Here is a 14,960-nt window from a genome sequence, read left to right as displayed (position 1 = left end):
GTTCAACATGCCAATACAGGCCCTAACTGCTTGTTTTTGCCTCGATCTGACGCGAAAGCCACTCCCGACTGTAGGCCAAAACACGGCTAGCCATGGTGGTCGGAAAATGGATAAAGCCATGGGCGGACGAGGGCAGTAGATGTACTTCAACCGGTGCTGATCGTTGCCAGCGCTCAGCCAATTCCAGCGTGTCATCGCGCAGCGGATCCAGTTCACCGGTGAACATCAACGCCGGTGGCAATCCGCTCAAGTCGCCGTACAGCGGAGACAGTGGCGCCTGCCGGCGTTCATCATCGCTCAATCCTGGAGTCAACAAACGTAGCGCCTCGACCATGCCCGGCCCGTCGAGCACCAGCGTTTCAGCGGGTGCTGCGTGCACGCTTGGGGTGCCGGCGAGATCGTAGACGCCGTAATAGAGCAGGGCGCCGCTGACCCGCCGTAGCAAATCAGCTGATGGCTTGAGCGCCAACAGGGTGGCGACGGCCAGATGCGCGCCTGCCGATTCGCCGACAACGATTACCGGCAGGCCGACGAACTCCGTGCAATCATCGCTCAACAGCCAACGTGCGGCGCACAGACAATCCTGCATGAGATCCTCAACTGGCGTATTGACTGCCAACCGATAGTCGACCGATACCACCGCCACGTTGCATGCCTTGACCATGGCGATATTGAGGTCGTCGTTCATCTGCGCATTGCCGATCACCCAGCCGCCACCGTGGTAATCCAGCACCACACCTTGAGCCTTTCCCCGCGGGCGGATGATCCGGACAGGCACTGACGCACCTTGCGAATACACCACAGTGTTTTGCGCATGCAGGTCATGTTTGAGCGGTTTGTCCGCGCTGACAATCTGACTGGCACGCAGCAATGCCTGGATCAAACGCGGCGTCAGCCGATTGCGGATGCGAAAACGCGGCAGCCAGGCGAGCTTGCGATTGAAGCGTTGCATCTGCGCCAGATCACTATCGCTGAACTCAAGCACATTCTTAGCCAAATCCTTCCTCCCTAGGTTGCAGCGCCGGCTCAATATTCCCCACCCGCGACAATGTCTCCGGCACCGCCAGCCACATCAGCACGAACGCGACCCCGGCAATCACCGCCAAGGTCAGAAACGCCGCGTTGTAACCGGCCTCTTGCAATACAATCCCCGCGACACTGCTGCTCAATGCCGCGCCCAGGCCGAACACGGTCGAGAGGGCGCCAAGGCTGATGTTGAAGTGTCCGGTGCCCAGCGTCAGGTCTTTCACTACCACCGGGAACAGCGCACCGAAGATCCCCGCGCCGACGCCGTCGAGCATCTGCACCGCTACCAGCCAGTAAGGATCAGCGGACAAGGTATAGAGCACGCCACGCAACGGCAGAATCAGGAAGCCTGCGAGCAGCAGCGGCTTGCGTCCCCATACATCGGCCTTGGCTCCGACCAGCAACGCGATCGGCACCATGACCAGTTGCGCGGCGACAATGCAGGCCGAGGTCAGTGGCGTCGCCATCTGCAGATTGACCTGCGCCAGTTTCTGGCTCACCAATGGCAGCATCGCCGCGTTGGCGAGGTGGAAGAGGGCGCAGCAGATGGCGAACATCAGCAGCGCCTTGTTGGTCAGCAGCACCGCGAATCCCGAAGGTGCCTTGGTGTGAGTGGCGTCGCTGGGGTCAAGTCCCCGCGCCAGATCATGGTTGATCGCGTTGGCATCGACGAAGCTCACGGCGATTACACTGCACAGCGCCATGACCGCCATCAGATAGAACACCGCCACCGGCCCGAACAGGTAAGCGAATCCACCGGCCAGCAGCGCCGCGCAGGCGTTGCCGGCATGGTTGAAGGTTTCGTTGCGTCCGGTGCGCCGGGTGAAGGCTCGCGGGCCGGTAATGCCGAGGGTGATCGCGGAAATGGCCGGGGCGAACACCGACGCTGCTGCGGCGCTCAGCGCTTGGGTGATCGCCACCAGACTGAAGGACGTGACGAAGGGCAATACCACGCAACTGCCGGTCACCAGTAACGCGGCAATAGCGATCACCGCGCGTTTACTGCGGGTGTTGTCGACCAGGGCTCCGGCGGGTGTCTGCGTGACAAGGGCGGCGATGCCGGCAAGGGTCATCACCAGTCCGATGCTGGCCGGCTCCCAGTGATGAACGGCCAGCAGGTAAATGGCCAGATACGGCCCGAGACCATCGCGCACATCGGCGAGGAAGAAATTGAGGCTGTCCAGCGAGAGATTGTTGCGACGATCGGAGAGAGTGTCCACGCTGGCACCTTCGGTATCGAGGTTGCGCAAAATGGCGCAACCTCGTTCAATTCAGTGAGTGGTCGTCTGCGGATTTAGTTGCACACGGCGCGTAGCTGGCCACTCGACTCCGTTTCGAGTGGCCACGCTGCATGCGACTTAATTGATCCGCGGATGCTGCTGCACCAACTCCTTACGCTTGGCTTCCAGCTCGGCGATTTCGGCGTCGATGTCTTCGATTTTCTGCTCGATGTTGTCGTGGTGTTCCTTGAGCAGTTCCTTGGCTTCCTCAAGGTCCGACGCCGCCGGTGCAGCACCGCGCAGCGGTTTGTTGGCGGTCTCTTTCATGGTCACGCCGGTGATCAGGCCGACCACGGCAATCACCATCAGGTAGTAAGCGGGCATGTACAGGTTGTTGGTGCTTTCTACCAGCCAGGCCACGGCAGTTGGGGTCAGGCCGGCAATCAGCACCGAGACGTTGAACGCGGCGGCCAGTGCGCTGTAGCGGATGTGTGTGGGGAACATCGCCGGCAGCGTCGAAGCCATGACGCCGATGAAGAAGTTGAGCAATACCGCGAGGATCAGCAAACCGGAAAAGATCAGGCCGATCTTGCCGCTGTTGATCAGCATGAACGCCGGAATCGCCAGCAGGAACAGGCCGATACTGCCGACCACAATGAAAGGCTTGCGGCCGATCTTGTCGCTGATAAAACCAATCGCCGGTTGCACGAACAGCATGCCGACCATGATCGCGATGATGATCAGCACGCCACGGTTTTCGCTGTAGTGCAGGTTGTGCGACAGGTAGCTCGGCATGTAGGTCAGCAGCATGTAGTAGGTGACGTTGGTCACCGCTACCACGCCAATGCAGGTCATCAGGCTGCGCCAGTGTTTGGTCGCGACTTCCTTGAACGAGACCTTCGGCCCGCCCGCCAATCCTTCACGGTCACCTTCTTCGAGTTTCTCGACATGTTGTTGAAACGCCGGCGTCTCTTCCAGCGCATGCCGCAGATAAAGGCCGATCATGCCCAGTGGCAGGGCGAGGAAGAACGGCAGACGCCAGCCCCATTCGAGGAATTTCTCTTCGCCGATGATCGTCGAGATCAGCACCACCACACCGGCGCCGAGGACGAAACCGGCAATCGAGCCGAAGTCCAGCCAACTGCCAAGGAAACCGCGCTTGCGGTCGGGCGCGTATTCGGCGACGAAAATCGAGGCGCCGGTGTACTCACCGCCGACCGAGAAACCCTGGGCCATTTTCGCCAACAACAGCAGGATCGGCGCCCAGATGCCGATCGACTCATACGACGGTATCAGGCCGATGGCGAAGGTACTCAGCGACATGATCACGATGGTCGCGGCCAGCACTTTCTGTCGCCCGTACTTGTCACCCAGCGCACCGAAGAACAGTCCGCCCAACGGACGGATCAGGAACGGCACCGAAAAGGTCGCCAGTGCAGCAATCATCTGCACGCCAGGATCGGCGCCGGGGAAGAAGATCTTGCCCAGTGCATAGGCGACGAAGCCATAGACCCCGAAGTCGAACCATTCCATGGCGTTGCCCAGTGCGGCGGCGGTGATCGCCTTGCGCATCTTGGCGTCGTCGACAATCGTGATGTCTTTCAATCCGATGGGATTGACCTTGTTTTTCCTTGATTTCATGCGGGTCACTCATAGCTGAACGGATTCGATGCCATTGTTTTGGTGGCATGGGTTCTTTCCGTCAGATACAAGAAGACACGAAAAAATTCACTGCTCAGGGCATTTTTGTCGTTTGCCTGTGCTGATTCACCACGCAAGCAGCGGCTCCCACCCAGCGGCGATTACGCAAAAGCACAAGACGTCAGGCTGAAAACCCGGATAATGGCCGCCAATTCGTTTCTGCTCTCTGGTAAACCCGCATGGAAATCAAGGTCAACTTTCTCGACAACCTTCGACTTGAAGCCAAGTTCGACGACTTCACGGTGATCGCCGATCAGCCCATTCGCTACAAGGGCGATGGCTCGGCACCGGGGCCGTTCGACTACTTCCTGGCGTCGTCGGCCTTGTGCGCGGCTTACTTCGTGAAGCTGTACTGCGCAACCCGCAATATCCCGACCGAGAATATTCGCCTGTCGCAGAACAACATCGTCGATCCCGAAAACCGCTACAACCAGATCTTCAAGATCCAGGTCGAATTGCCAGCGGACATTTCCGAGAAGGATCGTCTGGGCATCCTGCGCTCGATCGATCGCTGCACGGTGAAGAAGGTTGTGCAGACCGGTCCCGAGTTTGTGATCGAGGAAGTCGAGAACCTCGACGCCGATGCGCAAGCGCTGCTGATGCCGCATTCGACCTCTGAAGCGGGAACCTACATCGCGGGTAAAGATCTGCCGCTGGAGCAGACCATCGCCAACATGTCGGGGATTCTCGCCGATCTGGGGATGAAGATCGAAATCGCCTCGTGGCGCAACATCGTGCCTAACGTCTGGTCGCTGCACATCCGTGATGCGCATTCGCCCATGTGTTTCACCAACGGCAAGGGCGCGACCAAAGAGGGCGCACTGGCCTCGGCGCTGGGTGAGTTCATCGAGCGCCTGAACTGCAACTTCTTCTACAACGACCAGTTCTGGGGCGAGGACATCGCCGCCGCCGAGTTCGTGCATTACCCGAACGAGCGCTGGTTCAAACCGGGCCCGAAAGACGAGCTGCCGGCAGAGATTCTCGACCAATACTGCCTGGACATTTACAACCGCGACGGCGAGCTCAAAGGCTCGCACCTGTACGACACCAACTCCGGCAACACCCAGCGCGGCATCTGCTCGCTGCCGTTCGTGCGCCAGTCGGATGGCGAGGTGGTGTACTTCCCGTCCAACCTGATCGAAAACCTGTTCCTGAGCAACGGCATGAGCGCCGGCAACACTTTGGCTGAAGCCCAGGTGCAGTGTCTGTCGGAGATCTTCGAGCGCGCGGTCAAACGCGAAATCCTCGAAGGCGAAATGGCCTTGCCCGACGTGCCGCAAGAAGTGCTGGAGAAGTACCCGAGCATTCTCGCCGGGATCAAGGGCCTGGAAGAGCAGGGCTTCCCGGTGCTGGTCAAGGACGCGTCGCTGGGCGGTGAATTCCCGGTGATGTGCGTAACCCTGATGAACCCGCGCACTGGCGGCGTGTTCGCCTCGTTCGGCGCGCACCCAAGCCTGGAAGTGGCGCTGGAACGCAGCCTGACCGAGCTGCTGCAAGGCCGCAGTTTCGAAGGCTTGAATGACTTGCCGCAACCGACTTTCTCCGGGCAGGCAGTGACCGAGCCGAACAACTTCGTCGAGCACTTCATCGACTCCAGCGGTGTGGTGTCGTGGCGCTTTTTCAGTGCCAAGTCTGATTTCGAATTCGTCGAGTGGGACTTCTCCGGGCAGGGCGAAAACTCCAACGCCGAAGAAGCCGCAACCCTGTTCGGCATCCTCGAAGCCATGGGCAAAGAAGCTTACATGGCGGTCTACGACGACCTCGGCGCCAACGCTTGCCGGATCCTGGTGCCGGATTACTCGGAAATCTACCCGGTGGATGACCTGATCTGGGACAACACCAACAAGGCCCTGCAATTCCGCGCCGACATCCTCAACCTGCACAGCCTGAGCAAGGTCGGTCTGCGCAATCTTGCCCAAGGCCTGGAAAACAGCGAGCTGGATGATTACACCGACATCACCACGCTGATCGGCATCGAGTTCGACGACAACACGCCGTGGGGCAAGCTGACCATTCTGGAACTGCGCCTGCTGATCTACCTCGCCCTGCAGAAATTCGAACAGGCCAAGGATCTGGTCGAAGCCTTCCTGCAATACAACGACAACACCGTCGAACGCGGCTTGTTCTACCAAGCGGTGAACGTGTGCCTGGAAATGGAACTGGACGAGGATCTGGAACTGGCCGATTACGAGGCCAACTTCCGCCGCATGTTCGGTGACGAACGCATGGACGCGGCGATTGGTTCGGTCAATGGCAGCGTGCGCTTCTACGGTCTGACGCCGACCAGCATGAAGCTCGAAGGGCTGGATCGTCACCTGCGTCTGATCGACAGTTATAAAAAGCTGCACACCGCGCGGGCTAATGCGGCGGCGTTGAAGCGCTAATAGCAGACGGTCACTTCTGCTGAGTAAACCTGTCGTGAGGGGATTTATCCCCGATGGCGCGCAAAGCGGGCCTGCTACGCAGTCCATCGGGGATAAATCACCTCACCACAAATAAGTATCGTGGGGACATGGAGATTCAAGGATGGAAGAGAAGGTCGTAAAGTCGAAGCTGGTCAACTTTCTGGTGGCGGACGTCGAGGTGGATTACGAAGGTGTCGGCGATTTCTACGATGTTGCCGGCAGTGGCAACGTCGGTGCATTGGCCGGCGTGCTGGAAGGTTTCAAGGAGGTTTACGGCGGGCTGTGGGTCGGCGGCAAAATGACCCTCACGAATACTGCTGTGTACCTGAATGCCAACGCCATGAATCGCATGGTTCAAGACGGCACACTGGACATCAGGGTGCCGCTCGGAATGATCCGCAAGGTCACGCTTGAAGGTGGCTTCATCACGAAAATCGTCTGTCTGGATACGGATGCTGGCAGCATTCTGTTCCGTTGTTATGGGGCGAAGGACATCGTCGCACTGATCGAAAAGTCGATCCAGCCACGGGTTTCGACGGCGGTGCTCAAGCGCGGAGCCTGATTCGATCGTCAGGCCGTTCGCCAATCTCACCTGCAGCGAAAAAACTGTGCGAGCCAGCCGCCAATCCTGAGTCCACCCAATAACCCTGTGGGAACTGGCTTGTCAGCGACTGGGCCGTGTCAGCCAACATCACTTTCGGCGCTCTCAGCGCTTGCACTGCGCCTGCACCACCTGGCAGGTGTTCGGCGTGCCTCCGGAGCGGCTCGCATAACGCATGCAGTTATTCATCGATTTCTTGCGCGCCATGCTCAAGGTGTCGCCCCAGGCCAGACCGCCTTCGCCGGAAGTGGGCACGGCTTTGGCGTAGCAGTTCGAGCCGTTGGTGGCGTAGCGCTTGCTCGAACAGCCGGCCGTCAGCGTCATGGCAGTGGCGAGCAGGGTAAGTAGCACCCAGAACGAGCAGTGGCGTGCGGTGATTGTGATCATCTGGGTTCCTCGTTGGGTCATGCGCCTCAATTGCCTCGCTGACAGGCGTTGGGCATTATCCAGCAATCGACATAAGGAAGCGTCCCCAATGCGTGCACCCACACTTCACCTGATGTGCGGCAAGATCGCCTCGGGCAAATCGACACTGGCCAAATCACTGGCTGAGGAACACCGCGCGCTGGTGCTCAGTGAGGATCAGTGGCTGTCGCGGCTGTATCCGACGCAGATCAAGTCCGTGGCGGATTACGTTCGATGTGCACGGCAGATTCGCGGTGTGCTGGGGCCGTTGGTGATCGATGTGCTGGCGGCCGGGGTGAGTGTGGTGCTGGATTTTCCAGCCAATACCGTGGCGGATCGGCAGTGGCTGCGAGGGCTGGCGGATAGCGCGCGAGTGCCGCACTGCCTGCATCACCTCGATGTGGATGACGACACCTGCCGCGTCCGGCTGCATGCACGCAACGCGCTGGCGGAGCATGAGTTTGCCGCTTCTGATGCAGAGTTTGATTTGATCACCCGCTACTTTCAGGTGCCGGAGGTGGGCGAGGGGCTGGAGATCGTCATGCAGCGCAATCGCCAGCAGGGCTGGTTCCCACAATGATCTCCGGCAGCTACTAATCCTGAGTTCACCACATGACCCCCTGTAGGAGTTGCCGCAGGCTGCGATCTTTTGATCTTCAAAGGCAAAAGATCGCAGCCTGCGGCAGCTCCTACAGGGGTTTTTGTTAACCCACGGACAAAAAACGCAGTCCACGGCCCAATCGCGCAGCCATTTCCTTGCGCAGTCGTTCTGTCATATTCGGTATCAGTTGATTGCAGATAGTAGCCAGCCCAACGCTAATTCCAATGAGGCTGCACTGTGTTTCAACGTCTAGTGTGTTCGCTGTCCGTTCTGAGCCTGTCCATCGCCGCAGCCCACGCCGCCGAGCCTGTGGTGCTCGACACGCCGCGTCTGCAAAGTATCGACAACTTCCGTGATGTCGCCGGCCTGACCTCTGCGTATTCCACCGCCCACGACGGCACCATGCGTGGCGGCGTGTTCTACCGCTCCAACGCGATCACGCCGTCGGCAGCTGATCTGGCCACTCTCAACAGCCTCGGCATCAAAGCCGTCTACGACCTGCGCACGCCGAGCGAAATCGCCGGCACGCCGGATACGATGCTGACCGGTGCGACCTACCAGAACATCGATATCATCGGCAGCACCACCTCGGGCGCGAACATCACCACCGTGTCGTTCAAAAGCGCCGCCGACGCCATTGCCATGATGGAGCAGACCAACCGTGCTTTCGTCAGCGACGCGGGTATGCGCGGTCAGTTCGGCAAGCTGTTCAACGAACTGGCTACCACCGACGGCGCACAATTGTTCCATTGCACCGCCGGCAAGGACCGCACCGGCTGGACCGCCGCTGTGCTGCAGAGCATCGCCGGGGTCGATAACGCGACTATCATGGCCAACTATCTGGCGACCAACGACTACACCGCCGCCCGCGTCGCCGCCACTCTTAAAGCAATGCCGCCAAGCATGGCCTCGGTCTACGCGCCGTTGCTCGGCGTGCAGGCCAGCTACTTGCAGGCCGGTCTGGATGAGGTCACCGCCGAATACGGCAGCATGGACAACTACCTCAAACAAGGCCTCGGCCTGTCGCAGGAAACCATCTACGTGTTGCGCGGCAAACTGGTCGAGTACAACAGCCTGCCGGGTCAGGCCGGGTTGATCGGCAACGCCGCCGCCGGTGCCGAATTGCTCCGTGAGCTGCAGAACACTCGTCTGTCCGGCACCTACAGCGCCTACAACTACTACCTGCAATCGGCGATCGACGCCGGCACCCTCGGCGGTGTCGAATCCCAGGTTGGCGGCCAGGTCCACGCCGACGCGGCCAGCTACCTGCTGCGCCAGAATGCGCTGATCGAACAAGCCGCCGCGCCTTACGCCAGCGGCACCGACCTGAAAGTCGGCCAATACCGCGTGTGGACCACCGCGCTCGCCGGCTACCTCGGCACCGACGGCTCGTCCCACGCCGAGAGCAGCAACGAGCACAGCCAAGGCCTGATGGTCGGCATCACCCAGCGCTTCTCCGAACAGCTCAGCACGCGCGGCGGTTTCGGCTACAGCAAAGGCACCGTCGGCGGCGCGGGCGGTGAGGCCGATACCGACTTTACCTTCTTCAACTTTGGCGCCCGCTACGGCTTCACCAGCCTGGAACGCGGCCTGTTCGTCGACGCCAACGCCAGCGCCGGCTACGTCGATTACGACAGCAAACGCGAACTCGGTGGCGGCCTCGGCACGGCCAAGGGCGACACCCACGGCAACCTCACTGGCGCCACCCTGGCGTTGGGTTACCGCGCCCCGGTCAACGGCATGATCCTCGAACCGAGCCTCGGCGTGCGCATCAGCCACCTCGACCTAAAAGGCTTCAAAGAGAAGGGCAGCGAACTGGCACTCGACGTCGACGACAACACCGCCACCCGCCGCAGTGCCGTCGCCAACCTCAACGTGGCGTTCGCCCCGATAGCGATGGGCGCCTGGCAACTGGTGCCGGGTGTGCAAGTCGGCTACGAACGCACGTTGGGCAACAACGACGTCAACAGCCAGGGCCACCTTCTGGGCCTCGACATCGAACAACGCGCCGCCTTCGACAACCGCGACCAGTTCAGCGGCGGCGTCAACCTGATGGCCAGTCTCGGCGCGGTCAGCGTCGGCGCAGAAGTCGGTGCCAGCGGTGGTGGAGACAGCCACGGTTTCAGTGGCAGCCTGAAGGCCAGTTACGCGTTCTGAAGCAGGGACAACCGCGCAAGGTCAAGGACGACCATCATTCACAAAGCACCAGCAAAAACTGGTGGAAGCAGAGGATTGGCAACCCTGATCCACCGCCTGACCCTGTGGGAGCGAGCCTGCTCGCGAAGGCGTCATGTCAGCCAACATCACCATCAACTGACCCACCAGCATCCCCGCCGATCAACCAATCAACCCTGCCCCCTCAGATGCGCCGGACTCACCCCATACGCCTGCTGAAAATACTGACAAAACCGCCCGACATTACTGAAGCCAAAGCGCAACGCCACCTCCGTCACCGACGCCGAATGCCGTTGCCTCAGCGCCTCGAAAGCCCGCTCCAGCCGCACCTGACGCTGATACGCCACAATCGACATACCGACAAACCGCCGAAACCCATCCTGCAATGCGCGCTGACTGACATTGCTCAACCGCGCCAACTCCACGCCACTCACCAGTTGCTCCGGATGCGCCTGAATAAACTCCATCGCCAACTTCACATGCCGCGGCGCCACCCTCGGCGCCGGCTGGCGCAACGCCTCGGTAAAATTGTGCGGCCACGCCTCCAGCACCGCATCAATCAACATCTCGCGCAACCGCGACGGCATCAGCGTGCCGCTATTGAGCAACAGATCAAACTCCGTCCCCGTCGCCAGATCAATCAACGCCTTGATCCCCTGAAACGCCACCGTGTGCAGATCCACCACCGGCTCAAACACAATCTTCTGCACAATCGGCCGCCCCAACAACGCCGCCAACCGCTCCGTGAGCTGCCCACGATTCACCGAAATCCCGTGCTGCGCGTGATTGTCGAGAAACCGCATCGAACGAATATCCGCCTTATCAATCGCCAACCCCACCTGCGCCACACCGACGGACTCGGTACGGTGGTTGAACACAATCTTGCCCGCCGTGGGAATCACGAAAGTGATCTCGTCCTGCGGGTCGGGAAAGGTGACGGTGAAATCGCCGTGGTAATGCATGCGACGGAAACTGACGCCGTCGTGCCGCCCGTAGACGCCGTCGATGATGATGTTGGAGGGGATTGGCGGGGTGTCGGCGTAGCGATTGCCGAAGAGCCGGGAGAAAAGGGCGCCGAAGTCATCGGAGTGGAGGTTTTCGGAGCGGAGGATGATTTTTTGGTGGGGTGGGGCGACGGAATACACCTTGGGGCACCTTTTGTTGGGGCTCTTGGGTAAGTGGGGGGAGGAGGCGCAGGGGAGGTTAGCAGGTTGGGGGTGACAGGTTTGTGACGGAAGATTGAGCCACTGGAGGCAGGTTTCCTTTCGACCAATAATCCCCAGGTATATCCAGCATCAGGCAGATACTTCAGGTTGTTCTTGCTTAGGTTTTATCTAAGGGTTTTTAAATATCTGTTCTGTCATTTTTGTGGTTGGAATGATCAATGATTTTGTGTAATAGGTTTTATATCCATACGCGGTAATGCGTACCTTGCAGGGTATGAAAGCCTTATTGGCTAGTAGCGGTCGGACGGCTTCGTAATCATTCAGATCGAGTTGCGTCCCATCGGGTCTTGTATTGTAAAAAACAAGTTCTGAAGTGAAGGTGTAATATGGTCTGGTTTGGCTGCTCGCGTTCACCAGGCCTTCAGCCTTTATATTGATTGAATGCTCGGACGAAAAATCCATATCTCCGTCCAACGAGCAGGTCAGCGTCGGTGTAAGCTGATTAGCGTTTTCGAAATCATTGAATGCGCTATACAAATCCACTGTTGAAGTAAATTTCACAGTGAAAAGATTATTCGGCCCTAATTCGAAAGACGACAAATTAAGGTCGGCGGGCGGGATGTTGGCTGTTTTTACACAGCCAGCGCAGAGAAGTAATGTCAGGTAGACGAAGCAGCGATACAGATTCATTGACCGAAAATACCATTGATGGAATCAAAAATCAGATCGAGCGCTGATTTTGTTTCCTGAACCGGCTGAATGAACATCCAATCTGCAGAGGCGTGGTGGATATCGATGGTTTTGTTCATGGTCGGACCGGATTTTATATTCCAGCGCTCGCCGAAATCAGCGACGCTGTCAGAAGAGTCGGGTTTGCTTGAGTTGGCTCGAATGTTAATCCAGGTCTCTGCGACAGGTTGCGGCTCTGACACGTAGATATCCGAGCCCAGCCATACCCAAAAACCTTCGCCGACAGGGTCAAGTGTCACCAGAAATTTAATGCTGTAACCCGCTTCAGATAAAATTTTAGAAAGATGTGCTCCGTTCCATCCCCCCAAGCTGTGACCCACGATATACACCGGGCTTGATTTGCTGGGTATTTTGTCGATGAAGTTGGTTTTGATGTCTCCGGAACCTTTGGCGTCGTTGTAACCTCTGGCCCAACTGGTGTATTTGGTTTTCAGTTTTGCGTTTGGGCTTATTCTGTTATCAAGCAGATTTTTTGCGGCATCGATGTTGTGATAGGCACCTTGGAAATAATACTTTTCCTGGTCTGCGGCGCCACCGATAAAGAAGACAATGGCTTTCTTTTCCGGAACTGGTACTGCTTTGACGGTTGAGTCATTTGCAGCGGTCAATGTTTTCGTTGCCGCAAGGCTTGCGGTGTTGCCGTTTGGAAGAACAATTTGCTCTGCGGCCATTACTTAGTCTTCCAGAAAGATTTTGATGGTTTCTGCCAAGTGCGAACTCACCATATGGGTGAAGCCCATCGAGTCGCTAACGCCATGTTCCAGGCTTCCATCCTCACGTTGGATGGCGTAACCGTGGTTAGGCATTGGCTCGCCAGTCGTGCCGTCGACCAGTTTAATCTTGTCGCTGAAGTGCACCGGCATTGGCAGTAAACCGCTGAAGGGCGCTGATACAAAGGTGTCGCCGATGATGACGGTGCCGGAGCCGCCAATGACAATGTTGCCGTGCCCCCCGGTGCTGTCTTTTGTCGCGGCGTTCAGGCCGTTGATGAATACGGTCGAACTGATACCCCCGGTGATCGGGCTGCCACAGGCGGATTTATCAGTCATGCGAGCAGCAGCGAGACCGTCGAAGAATACGTCCGGCGAGCCGCTTGCAATAGGATTGGTACCGTGTCCTGGAAGTGGGCAACTGGTGGGATCTGAGACGCGAGCAGCTGGTTTTCCACTCATGGGAAGTTCCGTTTCGAAATGTCAGTAGGCGAGCTCGTGATTCTCGAGCGAGCATGGGGACGCAATTTGGTTAGACGATTGGTGTTTTTACAAGCAACAGCTCGACGTAGCTGTCGCTCAAGCAGGGATGGCTTTCAGTTCTGAAATGCGGGGGCGTATCTGAGGAGTGGAGGCGCGGGGGCGCTTCCGTACGCGGGGCAGGCATAAAAGTGAATCGTCCTTGAAAAATCGTGATGAAGGATGCCCGAGGTGACGGTCTCGTTCAACGAGATTTTCAAGCGCTCTCGTACTTTTTGATGTCGCCCCCGAAACTTCTTTGCAAAACGCATAGTCCGCAGACATCACTGAATTCAAGCCGAGAGAAACTTCAGGCTGTCGAGGTCGATTTCGGCATAGATCCCGAGTTCGCCCTTGTAAAGGGATACTCTGGATATTCCCAGCTCACATTGTAGAAAACTAACGAGCACCCTGAGACTTGAGTGTTTGGACATGCTTTTTGGATACACCAACGTAGCCTTGCCGGGCTCATCGTCGTAGGTTCGGATCCTGTAAGTGTCTTCGCCGTTCTGGATGACGTAGTCGAAACCACGATATTCATATCCAGCGTCATGGTCGACATCATCGAAACGGATAGCGGTTTCTATTTTCAAAGTAGATTCCGTTCGGTTTGATTAGCGGTGGGCAGTTTTTGGAACCGTTCGTGTTGGTGTTCCTTAAGCAACATCCTCCGTGGCACCAGGCTAGCTAGCGGCCACAGAGGCCTTACGAGTTATTGCGTCGGCACAACATTATCCAACGCCTGATTCACCGCCAATTCCCCGAGCATCACCACCTGCGCAATGCCCAGCAGCGTCTTGCGAATCGGCCCCTCAACCAGCGCCGCGACATCCCCCAACATCACCGTCGCCGAACCCAGTGATTCACTGGCGTTCGCCAGCAATTCCTCGGTGGCGATTTTTGGGTTGGCTAGAAACATGGCGTTGGGTGTGTAGGGCGTGGCCATGATTGGGCTGGCGGGGTTGAGGTAGTGGTCGAGGGCGCGTTCGGCGGCTTCGCTGAGTTTTCGGGAATCCGGGGATTCGTAGGGGGAGACCGTTTCGGTTTCGGGCGGATTGGGCGTTACTTTGAACATAGGTGAAGCTCCAGGATGAATAAAGTGGAGCCATCACCTTCGCTACCAAACGAAGGGTGGTGGCCAAACGCAGGTTGGTAGACCGGTCACCTGGATACCCGGCGCATCCGAAGATGCCCTACGCATGGCCACCATAAAAACAGCGGACGAAACCGTCCCTGCAAATAGGATTGCTATGCGACAGGTAAGCCGGGCTACCAAACCCGATCGCTGCTTTTCAGCGACCGACCCACGATAGAACCCGCACCCTAGGCGCACAAGCCGGCGGATTCTGGCGTAGTCGTAGGCAAAGGCGCAAGGCGTTGTAGTTTGGGATGACGTAACGGCGAGTGTTTTTAAACGAATGCGGGGAAATGGTTAAACGCGAAGATTTTTTGAGCTGTTCTTTTTTGAACGGATGGTTTGGCGACGGGTGGAAGCAGAGCCGATTTGCAGTTCATCGGTGCGGTGCGACGTTTCGCTAAATCCTTTTACCACTGGAGTGGTTTTTGTCTGGGGACTGTCGACGCGGGCGGTGGGGTTGGTGGCTGCGCTAGGCCGAGTCTCTTCCTGACTGGGCTGACGCCATCGCGAGCAGGCTCACTCCTACAGTGGGTTTTGCGGTGT

General features: G+C 58.1%; 14 protein-coding genes. 4 read left to right on the top strand and 10 right to left on the bottom strand.

Translation table 11 applies throughout. The features are described 5' to 3' along the window. Nucleotides 1–22: 22 nt before the first annotated feature. From JN524_RS26885 to proP, 3 genes are all read right to left on the bottom strand, one after another. Nucleotides 23–952 carry an alpha/beta hydrolase gene (locus tag JN524_RS26885; protein WP_202371290.1) on the bottom strand — a complete coding sequence of 310 codons (930 nt, stop codon included), beginning with the start codon at nt 950–952 and terminating at the stop codon, nt 23–25. Nucleotides 953–989: 37 nt separating this feature from the next. Then, nucleotides 990–2,246, bottom strand: coding sequence for an MFS transporter (locus JN524_RS26880; protein ID WP_202371288.1), 1,257 nt, complete (start codon nt 2,244–2,246; stop codon nt 990–992). Nucleotides 2,247–2,384: 138 nt separating this feature from the next. After that, nucleotides 2,385–3,887, bottom strand: a complete 1,503-nt coding sequence (proP, locus tag JN524_RS26875; protein ID WP_027613786.1) for a glycine betaine/L-proline transporter ProP — start codon at nt 3,885–3,887, stop codon at nt 2,385–2,387. A 239-nt stretch (nt 3,888–4,126) separates the two neighbouring features. Between proP and JN524_RS26870 the strand changes: the two genes are divergently transcribed. Together JN524_RS26870 and JN524_RS26865 are read left to right on the top strand one after the other, a co-directional pair. Then, nucleotides 4,127–6,331: an OsmC domain/YcaO domain-containing protein gene (locus JN524_RS26870; protein ID WP_202371287.1), complete on the top strand. Its 2,205-nt coding sequence runs from the start codon at nt 4,127–4,129 to the stop codon at nt 6,329–6,331. 142 nt (nt 6,332–6,473) lie between these two features. Continuing rightward, nucleotides 6,474–6,914, top strand: coding sequence for a hypothetical protein (locus JN524_RS26865; RefSeq protein WP_202371286.1), 441 nt, complete (start codon nt 6,474–6,476; stop codon nt 6,912–6,914). Between the two features lie 144 nt (nt 6,915–7,058). On the opposite strand, the gene JN524_RS26860 is transcribed toward JN524_RS26865, so the two are convergent. Beyond that, nucleotides 7,059–7,340 (bottom strand): hypothetical protein, encoded by a 282-nt coding sequence (locus JN524_RS26860; RefSeq protein WP_202371285.1) that lies wholly within the window; start codon nt 7,338–7,340, stop codon nt 7,059–7,061. Between the two features lie 88 nt (nt 7,341–7,428). On the opposite strand from JN524_RS26860, the gene JN524_RS26855 reads away from it, so the two are divergent. Together JN524_RS26855 and JN524_RS26850 are read left to right on the top strand one after the other, a co-directional pair. Beyond that, entirely contained in the window at nt 7,429–7,938 is a 510-nt protein-coding gene (locus JN524_RS26855; protein WP_202371284.1) for an AAA family ATPase, read from the top strand. Between the two features lie 258 nt (nt 7,939–8,196). Then, nucleotides 8,197–10,116 carry a tyrosine-protein phosphatase gene (locus tag JN524_RS26850; RefSeq protein ID WP_202371283.1) on the top strand — a complete coding sequence of 640 codons (1,920 nt, stop codon included), beginning with the start codon at nt 8,197–8,199 and terminating at the stop codon, nt 10,114–10,116. Nucleotides 10,117–10,304: 188 nt separating this feature from the next. Here JN524_RS26850 and JN524_RS26845 read toward each other — a convergent pair whose 3' ends face one another. From JN524_RS26845 to JN524_RS26820, 6 genes are all read right to left on the bottom strand, one after another. Next, the gene (locus tag JN524_RS26845; RefSeq protein WP_202371282.1) at nt 10,305–11,279 is read right to left on the bottom strand and encodes an AraC family transcriptional regulator; all 975 of its coding nucleotides are present in this window, start codon (nt 11,277–11,279) and stop codon (nt 10,305–10,307) included. A 189-nt stretch (nt 11,280–11,468) separates the two neighbouring features. Then, a complete protein-coding gene (locus tag JN524_RS26840) occupies nt 11,469–11,990 on the bottom strand; it encodes a hypothetical protein (RefSeq protein WP_202371281.1) in 522 nt (173 codons plus the stop codon). Beyond that, on the bottom strand, nt 11,987–12,721 hold the full coding sequence (locus tag JN524_RS26835; protein ID WP_202371280.1) for an alpha/beta hydrolase: 735 nt from the start codon (nt 12,719–12,721) through the stop codon (nt 11,987–11,989). Before JN524_RS26835 ends, JN524_RS26840 begins: the two co-directional genes overlap by 4 nt. Before the next feature lie 3 nt (nt 12,722–12,724). Beyond that, nucleotides 12,725–13,222, bottom strand: a complete 498-nt coding sequence (locus JN524_RS26830; protein WP_145598413.1) for a PAAR domain-containing protein — start codon at nt 13,220–13,222, stop codon at nt 12,725–12,727. A 350-nt stretch (nt 13,223–13,572) separates the two neighbouring features. Further along, nucleotides 13,573–13,872, bottom strand: coding sequence for a hypothetical protein (locus JN524_RS26825; protein ID WP_202371279.1), 300 nt, complete (start codon nt 13,870–13,872; stop codon nt 13,573–13,575). Between the two features lie 119 nt (nt 13,873–13,991). Next, complete coding sequence (locus tag JN524_RS26820) at nt 13,992–14,354, bottom strand: DUF6124 family protein (protein WP_202371278.1); 363 nt, start codon at nt 14,352–14,354, stop codon at nt 13,992–13,994. Nucleotides 14,355–14,960 lie beyond the last annotated feature (606 nt).

This window comes from Pseudomonas sp. MWU318 (assembly GCF_016756945.1).
GTDB lineage: Bacteria > Pseudomonadota > Gammaproteobacteria > Pseudomonadales > Pseudomonadaceae > Aquipseudomonas > Aquipseudomonas putida_A.
The sequence above is the reverse complement of the archived record's forward strand: the minus strand, read 5'-3'. Positions and strand labels throughout refer to the sequence as shown.

Bases quoted from the DNA above. Each gene is read 5' to 3' on its own strand.
- JN524_RS26870 (WP_202371287.1), top strand. From the start codon at position 4,127: ATGGAAATCAAGGTCAACTTTCTCGACAACCTTCGACTTGAAGCCAAG.
- JN524_RS26820 (WP_202371278.1), bottom strand. From the start codon at position 14,354: ATGTTCAAAGTAACGCCCAATCCGCCCGAAACCGAAACGGTCTCCCCC.
- JN524_RS26865 (WP_202371286.1), top strand. From the start codon at position 6,474: ATGGAAGAGAAGGTCGTAAAGTCGAAGCTGGTCAACTTTCTGGTGGCG.
- JN524_RS26835 (WP_202371280.1), bottom strand. From the start codon at position 12,721: ATGGCCGCAGAGCAAATTGTTCTTCCAAACGGCAACACCGCAAGCCTT.
- JN524_RS26855 (WP_202371284.1), top strand. From the start codon at position 7,429: ATGCGTGCACCCACACTTCACCTGATGTGCGGCAAGATCGCCTCGGGC.
- JN524_RS26840 (WP_202371281.1), bottom strand. From the start codon at position 11,990: ATGAATCTGTATCGCTGCTTCGTCTACCTGACATTACTTCTCTGCGCT.
- JN524_RS26860 (WP_202371285.1), bottom strand. From the start codon at position 7,340: ATGATCACAATCACCGCACGCCACTGCTCGTTCTGGGTGCTACTTACC.
- proP (WP_027613786.1), bottom strand. From the start codon at position 3,887: ATGAAATCAAGGAAAAACAAGGTCAATCCCATCGGATTGAAAGACATC.
- JN524_RS26885 (WP_202371290.1), bottom strand. From the start codon at position 952: ATGCAACGCTTCAATCGCAAGCTCGCCTGGCTGCCGCGTTTTCGCATC.
- JN524_RS26830 (WP_145598413.1), bottom strand. From the start codon at position 13,222: ATGAGTGGAAAACCAGCTGCTCGCGTCTCAGATCCCACCAGTTGCCCA.